This window comes from Corynebacterium sp. HMSC065H09 (assembly GCF_001812845.1).
Taxonomy (GTDB): Bacteria; Actinomycetota; Actinomycetes; order Mycobacteriales; family Mycobacteriaceae; genus Corynebacterium; species Corynebacterium jeikeium_D.
Window position 1 is genome coordinate 42,741 of the sequence record NZ_KV810600.1, and the last position, 14,169, is coordinate 56,909.

At 59.8% G+C, this 14,169-nt stretch carries 14 protein-coding genes; 9 read left to right on the forward strand and 5 right to left on the reverse strand.

From position 1 onward, the window contains the following. The first annotated feature begins 5 nt into the window (after positions 1-5). The 4 genes from HMPREF2878_RS09200 (at position 6) to HMPREF2878_RS09215 (ending at position 4,394) form a co-directional block, all read left to right on the forward strand. Entirely contained in the window at positions 6-2,237 is a 2,232-nt protein-coding gene (locus HMPREF2878_RS09200; protein ID WP_370449653.1) for a S9 family peptidase, read from the forward strand. 4 nt (positions 2,238-2,241) lie between these two features. Next, complete coding sequence (gene bluB, locus HMPREF2878_RS09205) at positions 2,242-2,913, forward strand: 5,6-dimethylbenzimidazole synthase (RefSeq protein WP_048732096.1); 672 nt, start codon at positions 2,242-2,244, stop codon at positions 2,911-2,913. A gap of 133 nt (positions 2,914-3,046) precedes the next feature. Further along, positions 3,047-3,856, forward strand: a complete 810-nt coding sequence (locus HMPREF2878_RS09210) for a polysaccharide deacetylase family protein (protein ID WP_222865215.1) — start codon at positions 3,047-3,049, stop codon at positions 3,854-3,856. A gap of 46 nt (positions 3,857-3,902) precedes the next feature. Beyond that, complete coding sequence (locus HMPREF2878_RS09215; RefSeq protein ID WP_049173070.1) at positions 3,903-4,394, forward strand: glutathione peroxidase; 492 nt, start codon at positions 3,903-3,905, stop codon at positions 4,392-4,394. A 6-nt stretch (positions 4,395-4,400) separates the two neighbouring features. Here HMPREF2878_RS09215 and HMPREF2878_RS09220 read toward each other — a convergent pair whose 3' ends face one another. After that, entirely contained in the window at positions 4,401-5,339 is a 939-nt protein-coding gene (locus HMPREF2878_RS09220) for a hypothetical protein (protein ID WP_224783816.1), read from the reverse strand. Positions 5,340-5,458: 119 nt separating this feature from the next. Between HMPREF2878_RS09220 and HMPREF2878_RS09225 the strand changes: the two genes are divergently transcribed. Beyond that, positions 5,459-6,166, forward strand: a complete 708-nt coding sequence (locus tag HMPREF2878_RS09225; RefSeq protein WP_048732105.1) for a hypothetical protein — start codon at positions 5,459-5,461, stop codon at positions 6,164-6,166. On the opposite strand, the gene HMPREF2878_RS09230 is transcribed toward HMPREF2878_RS09225, so the two are convergent. Then, complete coding sequence (locus HMPREF2878_RS09230; RefSeq protein ID WP_016421392.1) at positions 6,163-7,170, reverse strand: acyl-CoA thioesterase; 1,008 nt, start codon at positions 7,168-7,170, stop codon at positions 6,163-6,165. The two genes, HMPREF2878_RS09225 and HMPREF2878_RS09230, sit on opposite strands and share 4 nt — an antisense overlap. A gap of 29 nt (positions 7,171-7,199) precedes the next feature. Between HMPREF2878_RS09230 and HMPREF2878_RS09235 the strand changes: the two genes are divergently transcribed. The 3 genes from HMPREF2878_RS09235 (at position 7,200) to purM (ending at position 10,482) form a co-directional block, all read left to right on the forward strand. Beyond that, positions 7,200-7,640, forward strand: coding sequence for a sterol carrier family protein (locus HMPREF2878_RS09235; protein WP_016421391.1), 441 nt, complete (start codon positions 7,200-7,202; stop codon positions 7,638-7,640). Between the two features lie 50 nt (positions 7,641-7,690). Beyond that, positions 7,691-9,259 carry an amidophosphoribosyltransferase gene (gene purF, locus HMPREF2878_RS09240; RefSeq protein WP_049193817.1) on the forward strand — a complete coding sequence of 523 codons (1,569 nt, stop codon included), beginning with the start codon at positions 7,691-7,693 and terminating at the stop codon, positions 9,257-9,259. Between the two features lie 158 nt (positions 9,260-9,417). Next, positions 9,418-10,482 (forward strand): phosphoribosylformylglycinamidine cyclo-ligase, encoded by a 1,065-nt coding sequence (purM, locus tag HMPREF2878_RS09245; protein WP_016421389.1) that lies wholly within the window; start codon positions 9,418-9,420, stop codon positions 10,480-10,482. 310 nt (positions 10,483-10,792) lie between these two features. Here purM and HMPREF2878_RS09250 read toward each other — a convergent pair whose 3' ends face one another. Both HMPREF2878_RS09250 and HMPREF2878_RS09255 read right to left on the reverse strand, forming a co-directional pair. Then, positions 10,793-10,975: a DUF3073 domain-containing protein gene (locus HMPREF2878_RS09250; RefSeq protein ID WP_005511943.1), complete on the reverse strand. Its 183-nt coding sequence runs from the start codon at positions 10,973-10,975 to the stop codon at positions 10,793-10,795. A 260-nt stretch (positions 10,976-11,235) separates the two neighbouring features. Beyond that, positions 11,236-12,390: a CAF17-like 4Fe-4S cluster assembly/insertion protein YgfZ gene (locus HMPREF2878_RS09255; RefSeq protein ID WP_246821953.1), complete on the reverse strand. Its 1,155-nt coding sequence runs from the start codon at positions 12,388-12,390 to the stop codon at positions 11,236-11,238. 80 nt (positions 12,391-12,470) lie between these two features. On the opposite strand from HMPREF2878_RS09255, the gene HMPREF2878_RS09260 reads away from it, so the two are divergent. Then, positions 12,471-13,358, forward strand: coding sequence for an aminodeoxychorismate lyase (locus HMPREF2878_RS09260; protein WP_070653387.1), 888 nt, complete (start codon positions 12,471-12,473; stop codon positions 13,356-13,358). Between the two features lie 93 nt (positions 13,359-13,451). On the opposite strand, the gene HMPREF2878_RS09265 is transcribed toward HMPREF2878_RS09260, so the two are convergent. Next, positions 13,452-14,132: a heme-binding beta-barrel domain-containing protein gene (locus HMPREF2878_RS09265; RefSeq protein ID WP_070653389.1), complete on the reverse strand. Its 681-nt coding sequence runs from the start codon at positions 14,130-14,132 to the stop codon at positions 13,452-13,454. Positions 14,133-14,169 lie beyond the last annotated feature (37 nt).

Genomic DNA, 14,169 nt, shown 5'->3' on the forward strand with positions numbered 1-14,169 from the left:
GCGAAGTGACCTTGGACTCGGCATCCGTCGGCAAGCCTGCAAAAAAGGATTTGCCCGCACCCCGTGCACAACGGAAGCCGGTGACTCGGTCCTTCCACGGAAGGGACTTCACCGATAACTTCGAGTGGCTCCGCGATAAGGAAAACTCCGAGGTTATCGACTACCTAGAGGCTGAAAATGCCTATACGGAGGCTTTTACCTCCGATCTTGACGGCACCGCGGACGCGATTTTTAAGGAGATCAAGTCGCGCGTGCAGGAGACCGACATGTCGGTCCCAACTCGCCTTAACGGCTGGTGGTACTACTCGCGCACGCAGGAGGGCAAGTCCTACGGGATGAGCTGTCGCGTGCGTGCGGAGGCCGGTGACGGTCTTGCCGCGTGGACGCCGCCGACCATCGCCGACGATGCCCCAGCACCAGGAGAACAGGTCATCCTGGATGCCAACGAGCTGGCCGAAGGCCATGATTTCTTCGCCCTCGGCGCAGCGAGCGTCTCCGCGGACGGCAATCTGCTGGCCTATTCCACCGACGTCACAGGCGACGAACGCTACACGCTGCGCGTAAAGGATCTGCGCACGGGTGAACTGCTTGATGACGAAATTGCGGGCATCGCCGCAGGTGCTACCTGGGTCGGCTCCGAGTGGATCTTCTACCAGAAGGTCGACGAAGCCTGGCGGCCGGATTCCGTGTGGCGTCACCGCGTGGGCACCTCCACCGAGGATGATGTCTGTGTCTTCCATGAGCCCGATGAGGCCTACTGGGTTGGAGTCGGCACGGTACGCAGCGAAAAGTACCTGATTATTGAGAGCTCCTCGAAGATTACTTCCGAGGTTTGGTACCTGGACGCCAGTGACCCGACCGGTGAGTTCACCTGCGTGCGCCCGCGTGAGGCCGGTGTTGAATACGACATCGATCACGCCGTCATTAGCGGCCGGGATATGTGGCTGATTACACACAATATGACTGGTTCGAACTTCGCACTGGCCATGGTGCCGGCGGGGTCTTTCGACAGCATTTCGGATCTCACTGAGCTGGTTCCGCACCGCGATGACGTCCGCGTTGAGGGCGTCGACTGCTTCGCTGGGCACATCGCGTTTGGTTACCGTCGTGGCGGTATTGGCCGTGTGGCGCTGGCGGTATTGGGTCAGGATGAGGATGGTGCTGGCTCCGCTGGTGATGCCTCTGATACAAGCCATGCTGCTGCTCCAGTGCCAGCGTCCGCTGTGAACTTCGTCGAGCTCGACTTCGACGAAGAGCTCTACTCTGCAGGCACTACCGGCAATGCTGAATGGGACACCCCGGTGTTGCGCTACGCTTACGGCTCCTTCACCACGCCGTCGCAGCTTTGGCAGATTGATATTGCCTCGGGCAAGCGGGTGCTGCTCAAGGAGCAGAAGATTCGCGGGAAGTTTAATCGCGGTGATTACGTCGCCAAGCGTGAATGGGTGAGTGCAGCCGACGGTGCCCAGATTCCGGTATCGATTATCCACCGCGCGGACCTGGACCTGAGCAAGCCGAATCCGACGCTGCTCTACGGCTACGGTTCCTATGAAGCCTCGATGGATCCTGGCTTTTCCATCGCGCGACTGTCGCTGCTGGATCGTGGGATGATTTTTGTCATTGCACACGTCCGCGGTGGTGGCGAAATGGGCCGCGGCTGGTGGGAGAACGGTCGCGCAACCACGAAGAAGAACACATTCACTGACTTCGTCGCCGTCGCTGACTACCTGCTGGATTCTGGGTGGACCACACGCGAGCAGCTGGTAGCACTCGGCGGTTCGGCGGGCGGCATGCTGATGGGCGTGGTCGCGAACATTGCTGGCGATAGGTTCGCGGGCATTCAGGCCGTGGTCCCGTTTGTCGACTGCCTGACATCCATGCTGATGCCAGAGCTGCCGCTGACCGTGGTGGAGTGGGATGAGTGGGGCGATCCCTACCACGACCCGGAGGTCTACGACTACATGGCCTCCTACGCGCCGTACGAGAACATCTCGGCCGATGCGAAGTACCCGAAGATTCTCGCGATTACTAGTTTGAACGACACTCGCGTGCTCTATGTGGAGCCGGCAAAGTGGATTGCCAAGCTGCGCGAGGTTGTCGGAGGTCAGCCGGGGCAGTTCCTGCTCAAGACCGAGATGTCCGCTGGTCATGGTGGTGTTTCCGGTCGTTACGAACGTTGGCGTCAGACTGCCTTCGAGTACGCCTGGATTGTCCACACTGCTGGTGCGGTGGAGTAACGGCATGGATATGCGCACGCTGCTGGCAGCGCAGGGTTTTGACACCGATTCGCTTTCCGACGATCAGTTGGCCGTCTACCACACCCTTTTTCGGCGGCGGGATGTGCGCCGCGAATTCGCCGGAGAAGTGGTGGACAGGGAGCGATTGATGCGCGTGTTGGCAGCGGCCCACGCCGCCCCATCGGTGGGGCTGTCCCAACCATGGGACTTTCATATCATTCAGAGCCCGGACCGCCTGCGGCAGTTTGCCGACCACGTAGCCGGACGCCGCGCTGAATTCGCGGCCAAGCTCGAAGGCGAGCGGCGTGAGACCTTCAATCCGATTCAGATTGAAGGAATTGTGGACTCGGGAACGGGCATCGTCGTCACCTATGACCCGACCCGTGGCGGCAAGAACATTCTCGGCCGCGACACCGTCGATGACACCGGCCTCATGTCAGTCGCGCTGGCTATTCAGAATCTGTGGCTGGCTGCTACGGCAGAGGGGCTCGGCGTCGGCTGGGTCAGTTTCTACCATGAGGATTTCCTGGCTGACTTTGTCGGTGTCGAGGCACCCGTGCGCCCGGTGGCCTGGCTGTGCATTGGTCCAGTAACGCACCTGGCCGAGGAGCGTGACTTGGAGAAGTTCGGTTGGCGCAAGGGACTGGCGCTCGATGAGGTTGTGCATTGGGGATAATCCGCGCTGCAGACGCACATTGATGCCCTGCATGGCGCTTATCTGAACTCTTATTTGAAAGGCCTCTGAGTATTCTCCAAGCCTTGTCCTCTCCGTTACCAAAAATTTACATACGCCTGTTTTTGTTGAATCCATGGCAGGCAGTGGGGTGCAAGAACAGATTCGGACGACCGACCAGGTCATTCGTCCAGCGGGCAAAGAGCTCGTAACTGTTGACGGTGGTGAGTTCGGTTCGCCGCTTTTGGTGTCGGTGTCGGGTTTGCGCGATGGCACGTTGCTCGACGTCGCTCGTTTCGTGGCAGCGATGGAACAGCGTGGTATTACACCGTCTCTGCTGGTAGCGCCGCATGCGGGTAAAAACTGGTCGTTGCGGGAAGCTCCGGCGGTGCTGGATTGGCTCCGCCGTCGTAGTGATGACGGCATCGAGATTATTCTCGCGGGGTTCGATCAGTCAGTTCGAGGCCGGGGCGCGGAATTTGCGTCGTTAAGCGAACATGAAGCGCGTTTGCGCCTGACTGCCGCAACGCGCCAGATGCGTGCGATGGGTTTTGAGACGGACGTCTTTGCACCGCCGAAGTGGACCATGTCGCCAGAGACCATGAACGTGCTGCCGGAGCTGGGCTTCCGTGTGGCAGCGGACCGAAATGGTGTCCGCGACCTGACCACTGGTGCTGTTGATCCGACTCGCGTGCTGGCTATCGGCGAGGGCTTTGGCGGCGCCGGTTGGTGGCGCCGTGCGGTGCGCTCCTCGGTGCAGCGCTCGCTGGAGAAGGGCCGCGCGGTGCGCATCTCCGTTAACGCTTCGAAACTGCGGGAGCACAAGCTGCGCCAGGATGTTGTCGGCATCATTGACCAGGCGGTCGATGGGGGTGCGCAGCCGGTCAACCACTCTTCGGTGCCGCTGGGCCGCGAGCTCTTTGAAGGCATGGAGCAGGTCGGCTAGTCGCTACCTCTGACGGCTATCGGGGGACTGCCCTAGTGTGGGGTTTATGAGCAATCTCTTCGACATCCCAGTGACCACCATCGACGGCAACGAAGCAACGATGAATGACTGGGCAGGCCACGTTCTGCTTATCGTCAACACCGCCTCGGAGTGCGGTTTCACGGATCAGTACGACGATCTGCAAGGACTTTTCGACGAATTCGCACCCCGTGGCTTCTTCGTCCTCGGCTTCCCCTGCAATCAGTTCGGTGGGCAAGAGCCCGGCAACGCCGAGGAAATCAAGCAGTTCTGCCAGCGCGAATTCGGCGTTACCTTCCCGCTCTTCCAAAAGACGAAGGTCAACGGCCATGGCGCGCACCCACTGTACAAGCTGTTGAAGGAAACCCCGGACGCCGACGGCGAGGCTGGGGATGTGAAGTGGAACTTCGAAAAGTTCGTTGTCTCGCCCGAGGGTGAGGTCATCGGCCGTTTCCGCTCCAAGGTCTCGCCTGACGACGATGCTCTGCGCGACCTCATCGAGGAAAACTTGCCTATTTAAACTTGGCTATTTGGTGGCGTCCAGCGGTGCCTGCTCGAAGTAGCCCGTGGCACCGTAGCCCACGATGCCACCTCGGTTGCGCAGGGTCATGCTAGCTAGACCGACCTTGCCAAGCTCATCGCCACCGATGGTGACCCAGTCACCCTGAACCGCGACAACCATGTTGGCGTGCACCCCAAGGCCTGCGGGGTAGCGGTAGAAAATGATGTCACCCACCTGAGGAGAGAAGTCCTTGTCGGTGACGAAAGCATCATGTGCCTTGTAGGCATCCATGAGCTGTTCGACATCCGTAACCAGCCATGGGTTCTCGGCTGCGGCAGCCGAATCCTCGGGCGTATCAAAGACCGGAACACCCGCGGACGCGAGCAGGAATGACAAGAATGGCGCAGTCCAGGAACCGGAGCAGTCGACCGTGTTGCCGAATGCGTCAAGGTTTGGATTCAGCTTCGCGGTCTGGTTCGCAGCTGTGGGTGCAGAACCCGGCCTGGTGGCAGCAGCGGCGGCGACGGCATCTGCATCAGCAGTTGGGTCTGCGTCTGAATTCGGGTGCTCGCCGACCTTGGGGATAACGCTGCGGATGTCGTCATCAGTAGCGCCACACGCCAGGCCGAAGTAAACCTCAGGGGAGGGCTGCTCCTCGTACTGATAGCGCGCAACATCCTTCAGAGCCTGCTGATAGTAAGGGCGGTCTGCCTCGGTGCGGGGGAACGTGCCACCACGCCACGCCAGAACATTGATAGGACCGAAGAGCGTGAACCACCCGGCGAAGAGGAATACCGCCGTCAGTACCAGGATGGACACAGGCGGGATAGCGGCGCGAACACGTTGCAGCATGCTCGGTGAGGATGCGTTCTCCTGGCCGTCGTCAAGCGATGGTGAGGAAGACTCAGACCGTGCTGCATGAGGCTGCTGTGCGGGTACAGGCGCGGGTGAATCGGTGGTCATATCTTCCCAGGATAGTAGGCGGCGCTGCGGTCGTCCTTGGCGAGTGCGTCTGAGCCGTACGTAATGGCCTAGTCTGCGGCTCCTGCTGCAGAAGAGGGCGTGCAGTTAAACTGTGGTTCATGACTTCACCCGACATGCGTAACGAGGCCGAGCACGACCCTCGTGAGGATTTGCCGAGCTTCCTGCGTGAGCCGGACAAAATAGACAAGCTTCTCTATGCATCGCTGATGCTGGTTGCCGTGTATGGCTTTGCAATCATCCCGTTCCGTGCGGTTTTGCTGCTCAAGTACACGTTCTTGCACACATGGCTGACAGGATCGAATCTGTCGGTGCTGATTCTCGCGTCGGAAAACGAGGACCGGCCGCTCTTCCTCTTCGCTGTTGTAGTGATTGCGGCGCTTTCGACAATCAAGTTCATGCCGTTCTTCTACTGGATGGGCAAGAAGTGGGGCACGGAATTCATCACGATGAGTTTCGGCGGACACCCACCGCGATGGTTTAAGAAGATGGAGAACTTCATCTATGAACGCATCGGGCTGAGTGTGCTGGCATCGTTTGTGCCATTCTCGCCGATTCCGGCCACGATTGTCGTGGCCATCGGTGGTATTGCGAAGGTGCGCGGCTGGGTAGTAGGCGTGTACCTCTTCCTCTGTGCCGCAATGCTCAAGTGCTTCTACCTGTACTTGGGCCTGAAGTTTGGCCCAAGCATCCAGGGCTCCCTGCAGACGATTGACCGGTACGTCACCTACATCACCTTCGCGCTGATTGGCTGGATGTTCCTATCCATCTGGTGGAAAAACAGGAAGCCGGGTAGCCAGGCGGCTTAATCCTGTTCGCGCTCAATCAGCGGCAGTGGGCTGTACTTGTCACGCAACGCCTTCAGTGACAGATCGTGAGCGTGCAGGCGCTTGTCCTCATCCGTCGTCGGCTGGAAGTGCGGTACCGGCTGCGGGTTGAAATCGTCATCAATTGCGACATACGTCATGGTCGAATGCAGTGCCTTGCGCAGGCCGCCGACACCCTTGCGGGGCTCACAGCAGTAGACCTGCACCGACAGGTGCATCGAGGTCGTGCCTGTACGCAGGATGCGTGCGCGCACCTCAACCAGGTCGCCAATGTGGATTGGGCTGTAGAAGCGAATACCACCTGCGTAGACAGAAATGGTCTGGCGCCCTGCCCAGTTGGTGGTAACTGCCGTCGCAGCCTCGTCGATCCACTCCATGGCGGTGCCGCCGTGGACGTTTCCGCCCCAGTTGACATCGGTCGGCTTTGCCAGGAAACGTGTGGTCAGTTCGGGTGCGGAAGAGTCCGCGGAGTAGGTCTGCGCGCGCATGCTGGCTTCGATGTCGCGGCGGAGCTCAAAACGGGAAAGAGCGGCTTTCTCAACGCGCTCTTCTTCCTCTGTTTGCGGCACCCACTTCGGCACCGGAGTCGACTTACCGTTTTCATCCATGGCCACGAAGATCACCAGGCAGTCAGCTGCGCGGGTGAACTTGCCCTCGCGCGGATCAGCCGAGAGCACTTCGTTGACGATGTGCATGGAACTGCGGCCGGTATGCGCAATCTTGGAGCGCACCTCGACAATGTGGCCACTGGGAATCGGGCGAGTGAAGTGAATGTGACCGAAGTACGCAGTCACGCAGTAGCGTCCCGACCAGCCGGTCGCGCAGGCGTAAGCGGCCTTGTCAATCCACTGCAACACACGGCCGCCGTGGACAGAATTGGTTCCGGCCATAATGACATCGGTCGGCGATGCCATAAAACGGAGTACAAGAGATGGTGACGCTGGAGCATGCACCTGTTCAGCTTTTTCAGTTGACTGCGTATCCATATATGAAAGCATAACTCTAGGATGAGGTTATGGTATCCAAAATCTCGCCTTTCGACGTTCGCAGCGCTCTTTCCACCGCCGCACCCTGGGCGGCGCAACGGCTTCTCGGCCGCGAATTGCTATCTGACCAAGAGGCTGCCTCCTTCATCGGGCCGGATGGGGCGCAGGGGTCGTCGTTAAGCCGTGCGAGCCTTGCCAAAGCGGTACGTCTGTCCGTGCGGATGCTCGCCCAAGAGGCTCCGGGGCATAGCGTCGAGGTGCGCGTGCCGCCCTTCGTCGCGGTCCAGTGCATTGAGGGCCCCAGGCACACGCGCGGTACGCCGCCCAATGTCGTGGAGATGTCGCCGGAGATTTGGCTGGGACTCGCGTGCGGAATGATCACGTTAGAGCAGGTGCAGGCGCACATCGATATGTCGGGAACGCGCGCGGCGGAAATTGGGAATCATCTGCCGGTGGCGCGCATTTCTTAAAGCCCGTGGGGGGATGCTGAATTGGTGCCCAGGCGGGTGGGGCTATTAGTGTGAATGTCGTGGCCGATACCAACATTTCAGGTGCACCAAAGACCAAACTTTTGCCAATTTCGCCATACGACGATTTGGGGGAGACATCCCCGCGCGAAGAATGTGGCGTTTTTGGCGTTTGGGCACCTGGCGAAGACGTGTCCAAACTCACCTACTATGGCCTGTTTGCCCTGCAGCATCGCGGCCAGGAAGCCGCCGGTATCGCAGTCGGCGACGGCGACCAAATTCTCGTATTCAAGGACCTGGGCCTTGTTTCCCAGGTTTTTGATGAGCAGACGCTCGACGCTCTGAAGGGGCACGTAGCGGTGGGGCACACGCGCTACACCACCGCTGGCGCTCCTGCGTGGGAGAATGCACAGCCGATGTTCCAGATGGCCTCCGACGGCACGGACATCGCGCTGGGGCACAACGGCAACCTGACCAACCACCTCACGCTGTTCCATGAGGCGGTCGACAAGGGCCTGCTGCGTGAAGAGGGCGAGCTGCCCAGTGACTCCGCAATCATGACCACTTTGCTTGCCGACGAAACCGGCAAGATTGACCACCCCGAAGATTACGGCTGCAGCACCAATGTAGAAGCGGCCGCGATGGCACTGCTGCCGCGTTTGAAGGGCGCTTTCTGTCTTACTTTCACCGATGGCGAGACGCTGTACGCCGCGCGTGACCCATACGGTGTGCGCCCGCTGTGCCTGGGGCGCCTGTCCGGTGGCTGGGTAGTCGCATCCGAGACTTGCGCGCTGGATATCGTCGGTGCATCGTTCGTCCGCGAGATCGAGCCAGGCGAGATGGTGACCATTGATGCTTCCGGTGTGCGTTCGCAGCGTTTTGCCGAGACCACCCACGCTGGATGCATTTTTGAGTACGTCTACCTGGCGCGCCCGGACTCCAACATCCGTGGTCGCTCCGTCAACGCGGTGCGTCTTGAGCTGGGCCGCCAGTTGGCCCGCGAGTTCCCGGCTGACGGTGACCTGGTGATGCCGGTGCCGGAATCCGGTACCCCGGCCGCTGTTGGCTACGCCCAGGAATCGGGCATCCCGTTTGGACAGGGGCTGACCAAAAACGGCTACGTGGGGCGTACCTTCATTCAGCCTTCGCAGACGATTCGTCAGCTGGGCATCCGACTGAAGCTGAACCCGCTGAAGGAAGTTATCGCCGGTAAGCGCTTGGTCGTGGTCGATGACTCCATCGTCCGCGGCAACACTCAGCGTGCCCTGATTCGCATGCTGCGTGAGGCCGGTGCAAAGGAAGTGCACGTGCGCATCGCCGCGCCGCCGGTGAAATGGCCGTGCTTCTACGGCATTGACTTCGCCTCTCCGGGCGAGCTGTTGGCCAACGGCGTAGATGAGAATGACATCGTCGCCGGTATCGCAACCGCGATTGGCGCCGACAGCCTGGGATTTGTCTCCATCGATGGCATGGTCGCCGCTTCCGAGCAGGCAAAGACCGAAGTCTGTTGTGCCTGCTTCGATGGCAAGTACCCGTTGGGTCTGCCGGAGGGCAATCCGAATGCGGCAGCTGTGGAGAGGATGCAGGCAGCCCAGGCTGCCAAAGCCGCAACGAGCAATTAGCCTCGAAACCTCCTTAGAATGAACTACGAGAACTGAACCGAGAACAAAGCGCAAGCGGTGCTGTGGATTGCAGCCGTTGCTTTGTTCCCGGTCCGCCAATACTCCCGGATACGGCAGTAACGCCGCCCGGGGGAGAAAGTTTAAAGCGAGAGCCTCTAATGACCGAGAACGTTTCTGGTGCTTCCTACGCTGCAGCCGGCGTCGACATCGAAGCCGGCGACCGCGCCGTTGAACTATTCGCCCCGATTGCCAAGAAGGCCACTCGCCCAGAGGTCCGTGGCGGGCTCGGCGGTTTTGCCGGCCTGTTTGCACTGGGCAACTACGAAAAGCCGCTGCTGGCCGCATCCTCCGATGGTGTGGGGACCAAGTTGGCCGTGGCGCAGGCCGTCGGCAAGCACGACACCATCGGCCTGGACCTGGTCGCCATGGTCGTCGATGACCTGGTCGTGTGCGGCGCCGAGCCGCTGTTCCTGCAGGACTACATCGCAATTGGCAAGGTCGTGCCGGAGCACGTCGCCGAGATCGTTTCCGGCATCGCCGAGGGATGCGTCCAGGCGGGTTGCGCTCTCCTGGGCGGCGAGACTGCAGAGCACCCGGGTGTGATGGAACCAGGCGAGTACGATGTCTCCGCTACCGGCGTCGGTGTCGTGGAAGAGGACAAGCTTCTCGGCCCGGACCGCGTGCGTGAGGGCGATGTCATTATCGCCATGGAGTCCTCTGGACTTCACTCCAATGGCTACTCGCTGGCTCGCTACGTTCTCCTGGAAAAGGCCGGTCTGGAGCTCGACGGATACGTCGAAGACTTCGGACGTACCCTCGGTGAGGAGCTGCTGGAGCCAACCAAGATTTATGCGAAGGACTGCCTGGCTCTCATGAACGAGGCCGAGGTCCGCACTTTCTGCCACGTCACCGGTGGTGGATTGGCTGGCAACATGGTTCGCATCATGCCGGAAGGCCTGACCGCCGACATGAGCCGCGCAACTTGGACCCCGGGTCCGATTTTCAAGACCATTGCTGAGCTCGGCAACGTCTCCCGCGAGGAGATGGAGAAGACCTTCAACATGGGTGTTGGCATGGTTGCGATTGTTTCCGCAGAGGACCGCGATCGTGCCCTGGCTCTGCTGACTGCCCGCCACATCAACGCTTGGGAGCTGGGTACTGTACGCAAGAGCGAGGCGGGCGAGGACGGGGCTGTTTTGCGCGGCAGCCACCCGCGCTTCTAGGTTCGGCCGGCCGTCGGTTTACTGCGACGGGCGGCCGGGATGCGGGTTGCACAACGGAGATCCCAGAAAACCACGGGCTGCAAATGTGAAACTGTATGAGTTTATGACACTTTCGAGCCGTTTTTTGGGCGATTTTTGTCATAAACGCAGTCAGTAACTCGGATTGATCCGCTGCGGCCGAGCATAAACGGCCGAACATAATCGCAGTCGACTAAGCAAAAGCAAGCACCCACCAACGGAATCGTTGGTGGGTGCTTGTTTTATTGAAATAGAAACGCTTTGCGGAAAATACGACAGCGGTTAGCTTGCGCTAGCTGTCGCGACCAGCGCCTGAGGCCCATTCCTCCCAGTCAGAGTAATAGTCGTCTCGATCGGACTCGTTCGACTTGCCGACGAGTTCCCGCTGCAGACGTTCCAAATCCATTTCTGGTGAATCGTACTTGAGCTGACGGGCAACCTTCGCCTGCTTTGCTTTCGCACGGCCGCGACCCATGGCCTGACCCCCTTGTGTAATCCGTGGGACGGCACGGGGATACGGCCGACCCACTTATGTCTTATTGCGTTAATTCCTGTAAGACACCATAGCCGATTTTTAGACGAAGGGGTTACGCGGGGAGGCCCATAGTGGGTTGTGTCCTCGCGATCAGGCAACTCAATATGTGTAGTGACCTGGGGAAATATCCTTTCTGAAAAAGAATGGAAAAAGTTATTTTTTCACCACTCTGTCTGGTGGCTTTACCTATTTCCTGTTACCTATTTCCCACGCAGGCGGTTGATGGCCACACGGCCCGGCGGCAGCTGCTCAACGCGGTCGATGGAGGAAGGGTCGACGGCCACGGCGCAGTCACCCACCACAAGGCCCTCGCGCTCCTGAGCTGAGCGTTTAAGCAGAGCCAAAGCAATCGGGCCGTAATCGGCATGTTGCACGACGGTGCCCACGCGGCCCACGGCGCGCTTGCCCATCATCACTGGATTGCCGGTTTCCGGCAGGGTGGCCGAGCCGTCGAGCTGCAGCATCACCAAAATTCGTGGGGAGCGACCAACATTGTGGACACGTGATACCGTCTCTTGGCCGCGATAGCAGCCCTTGTCCAAGTGCACGGCAGCCGTGTCGAATTCAGAAGCAATCCAGCGGGGAGCCTCATGCGGAATCATCTTCTCGTCTACGTCGATTCCCAGCTCGGGCCGCAAGGAGACTACGCGTTCGGCCTCCCAGCCCATCAGGCCGACTGGGGAGGCGCCAGCGGCCACCAGCGCGTCCCAAGCACCGACTAAATCCTGTCGGCGTACGAGCACATCCACACGCCCGCCGCGTGGCCACGGCAGGTGCCGGACGTAGGAATGTCCCACAGTCGTAGCTTTACCCACCTGCGGGAATGCGAGACCAGCGGCTACCAGGACCTCAGGGGCATTCGGCCCCATGACGGAAATAATCGCCCTTTCTACCTCAGCAATTTCCACCTTGGACCAGAACACCATCATGTTCAGGTACTTCAACAGGGAGTCGAAGCCGGCAGGGGGCACGTCGATAAGCACGGAATCGTCCAAAACAGTCAACGTCATGTGATGGAGAACGTGACCGTTTGCATCCAGGTTCAGTGCTTCAGTGACAGTGCCGGGGGTGGCATCGTCGACCTTCTGTGAAAAAAGTGTGTTGAGGTAGGTCAGGCGATCCTCGCCAGTAACCTCAATAACGCGGTAGTACGAGCGATCTACTACTCCGCAGTCCTCTTGTAGATGACGTTGCTCTATCAGTGGACGGCCGTAGTGCCATGCCACGCTAGCTTGCCCTGTGGTTTGCTCGACGTTTTTCTCTGAGGTTCCGTCTGGGGCGTTCTCTGGAGCCTTCTCTGAACCTTCCGTCTGTCCGCCCAATTCGAGGGCGGCGGCACCAGCCACGTGAGACATCAAAGGACTTACATACTCAACACTCACTCCCTCATGTTAACCAGAAATCCCCAAATTAAGCATGGATTAAGCTTGGAGGTATGACGGATTCGCTTTCTTCTCTAGTGCTTATCGACGTCTTCGCAGACGGTGGCCCGATTGCTGTCGAGGCAGGACAGCCGTTCCTCTACGCGGATGATCTCGGGGCTATTCGCGGCGACGGAGTTTTTGAAACACTCCTGGTCAGGGGTGGTCATACCTGTAATACCGACCGGCACGAGAAGCGGTTCGCATCGTCAGCGCTAATGCTGGATTTGCCAACCCCGGATCTGGAGCAATGGCGGGCGGCTACCGAGGTTGCACTACGGGAGTTGCGCGATAGGTCAATTGAGGGGGATGCGACGTTGCGGTGGGTTTACTCGCGTGGTCGCGAGTCCACTGGAAGGCCGACTGGCTACGTTTTGGCAAGCTCCGCGGAAAAGGTGGCGGAAAATCGCCTGAAGCCGGTATCGGTCATGCTTGCAGAGCGTGGTTTCTCGCTCGACCTTGGCTCCCGTGCACCGTGGGCGCTCATCGGCGCGAAAACGTTGTCATACGCAGCTAATATGGCCGCATTACGCTATGCCAAGTCCAAGGGTTTTGACGATGTCATCTTCACCTCCGCAGAGGGAAAGCTCCTGGAAGGCCCGACATCGACCATCATCGTTCAGCGCGGCAATGAGCTGCTGACCCCCAACCCCGGTGAAGGAGTGCTGCCGGGCACGACTCAGGCAGCGCTGTTTGAAACAGCTGCCAACTGCGGCTGGAAAGTCACTCCGACGGTTCTGGTACCAAGGGACCTATTCACCGCTGATGCGGTGTGGCTAGTGTCCTCGGTGCGCATCGCGGTCGTGGTTAAGTCCATCGATGGTGAGCCCATTCGACAGCCGGATGTAGCCGCGGAAAAGGAATTCCGTGACCTGTGTGACGAGGCGCTGGCGACGCAGTAGGGCTTGTCGCAGTAGGGCGCCAAGCCGTAGTGCGCAAAGTAATAGGGCCCCGCAGCCAGGCCACACAGCGCCCGTCGTAAAGCGGGGGAGAACCTAGCCTGCGTAACGCTTAAGCTGCGCGGACATACGGGGAGTGAATTCCTCATCCCGCAGGCGCTCGTCCACCCAGCCGAGATCGTTGTTCGGCATCAGGCCGTAGAGGCGCTTGCCCGGGCCAAGTGATGCTGGACCGGTAGCAGTGACCATTGTGGAGGCTGCCTGCAGCTCCCATGCGCGCTCAGAGACCGGCTTGCCGTAGTAAATCTCAGTGACGCCGGTGGAGTGGACGCAGATGAACTCAATCTCGTCATCGTTGTTGATGCGCCAAAATCCCGTTTCGCGCTGGTCAGGGCCGGTTGGTTTGCCTTCTTCATCCAGCTTCCAGATGCGCGACTCATACTTCAGGTAGTTCTCGCCATCGTGGCTGAAGATAACCTGCTGGCCGAAGTTGTACTCACCGTCGACGACGGTGTTTGCCTGCCCCTCACCGCGCCACACGCCGACCAGCGGCAGTAGTGCCAGCAGGCCGTCGTGAATATTCGGGCCGAAGCGCAGGTTAGCGGTCTCGTCAGGGATCGGGAGCCCCTCAAGCTCAGTGATGTTGCGCGTAGCGGTGCTCTTGGCCTGTTCGGCCGCGCGGTTGATGGCCTCGTTGCCGTCGAGGCGAGGGGCTTCCGCAGCTGCAGGCTCCTGTGCAGCGGCGTCTGTCTGGTTGCTGCCATTCTTCTCGGTCATGCTTCACACTCTACCGCTGAAGCTCTTGTGGCCATGT

Bases quoted from the DNA above. Each gene is read 5' to 3' on its own strand.
- bluB (WP_048732096.1), top strand. From the start codon at position 2,242: ATGGATATGCGCACGCTGCTGGCAGCGCAGGGTTTTGACACCGATTCG.
- HMPREF2878_RS09210 (WP_222865215.1), top strand. From the start codon at position 3,047: ATGGCAGGCAGTGGGGTGCAAGAACAGATTCGGACGACCGACCAGGTC.
- HMPREF2878_RS09215 (WP_049173070.1), top strand. From the start codon at position 3,903: ATGAGCAATCTCTTCGACATCCCAGTGACCACCATCGACGGCAACGAA.
- HMPREF2878_RS09220 (WP_224783816.1), bottom strand. From the start codon at position 5,339: ATGACCACCGATTCACCCGCGCCTGTACCCGCACAGCAGCCTCATGCA.
- HMPREF2878_RS09225 (WP_048732105.1), top strand. From the start codon at position 5,459: ATGACTTCACCCGACATGCGTAACGAGGCCGAGCACGACCCTCGTGAG.
- HMPREF2878_RS09230 (WP_016421392.1), bottom strand. From the start codon at position 7,170: ATGGATACGCAGTCAACTGAAAAAGCTGAACAGGTGCATGCTCCAGCG.
- HMPREF2878_RS09235 (WP_016421391.1), top strand. From the start codon at position 7,200: ATGGTATCCAAAATCTCGCCTTTCGACGTTCGCAGCGCTCTTTCCACC.
- purM (WP_016421389.1), top strand. From the start codon at position 9,418: ATGACCGAGAACGTTTCTGGTGCTTCCTACGCTGCAGCCGGCGTCGAC.
- HMPREF2878_RS09250 (WP_005511943.1), bottom strand. From the start codon at position 10,975: ATGGGTCGCGGCCGTGCGAAAGCAAAGCAGGCGAAGGTTGCCCGTCAG.
- HMPREF2878_RS09255 (WP_246821953.1), bottom strand. From the start codon at position 12,390: ATGTCTCACGTGGCTGGTGCCGCCGCCCTCGAATTGGGCGGACAGACG.
- HMPREF2878_RS09260 (WP_070653387.1), top strand. From the start codon at position 12,471: ATGACGGATTCGCTTTCTTCTCTAGTGCTTATCGACGTCTTCGCAGAC.
- HMPREF2878_RS09265 (WP_070653389.1), bottom strand. From the start codon at position 14,132: ATGACCGAGAAGAATGGCAGCAACCAGACAGACGCCGCTGCACAGGAG.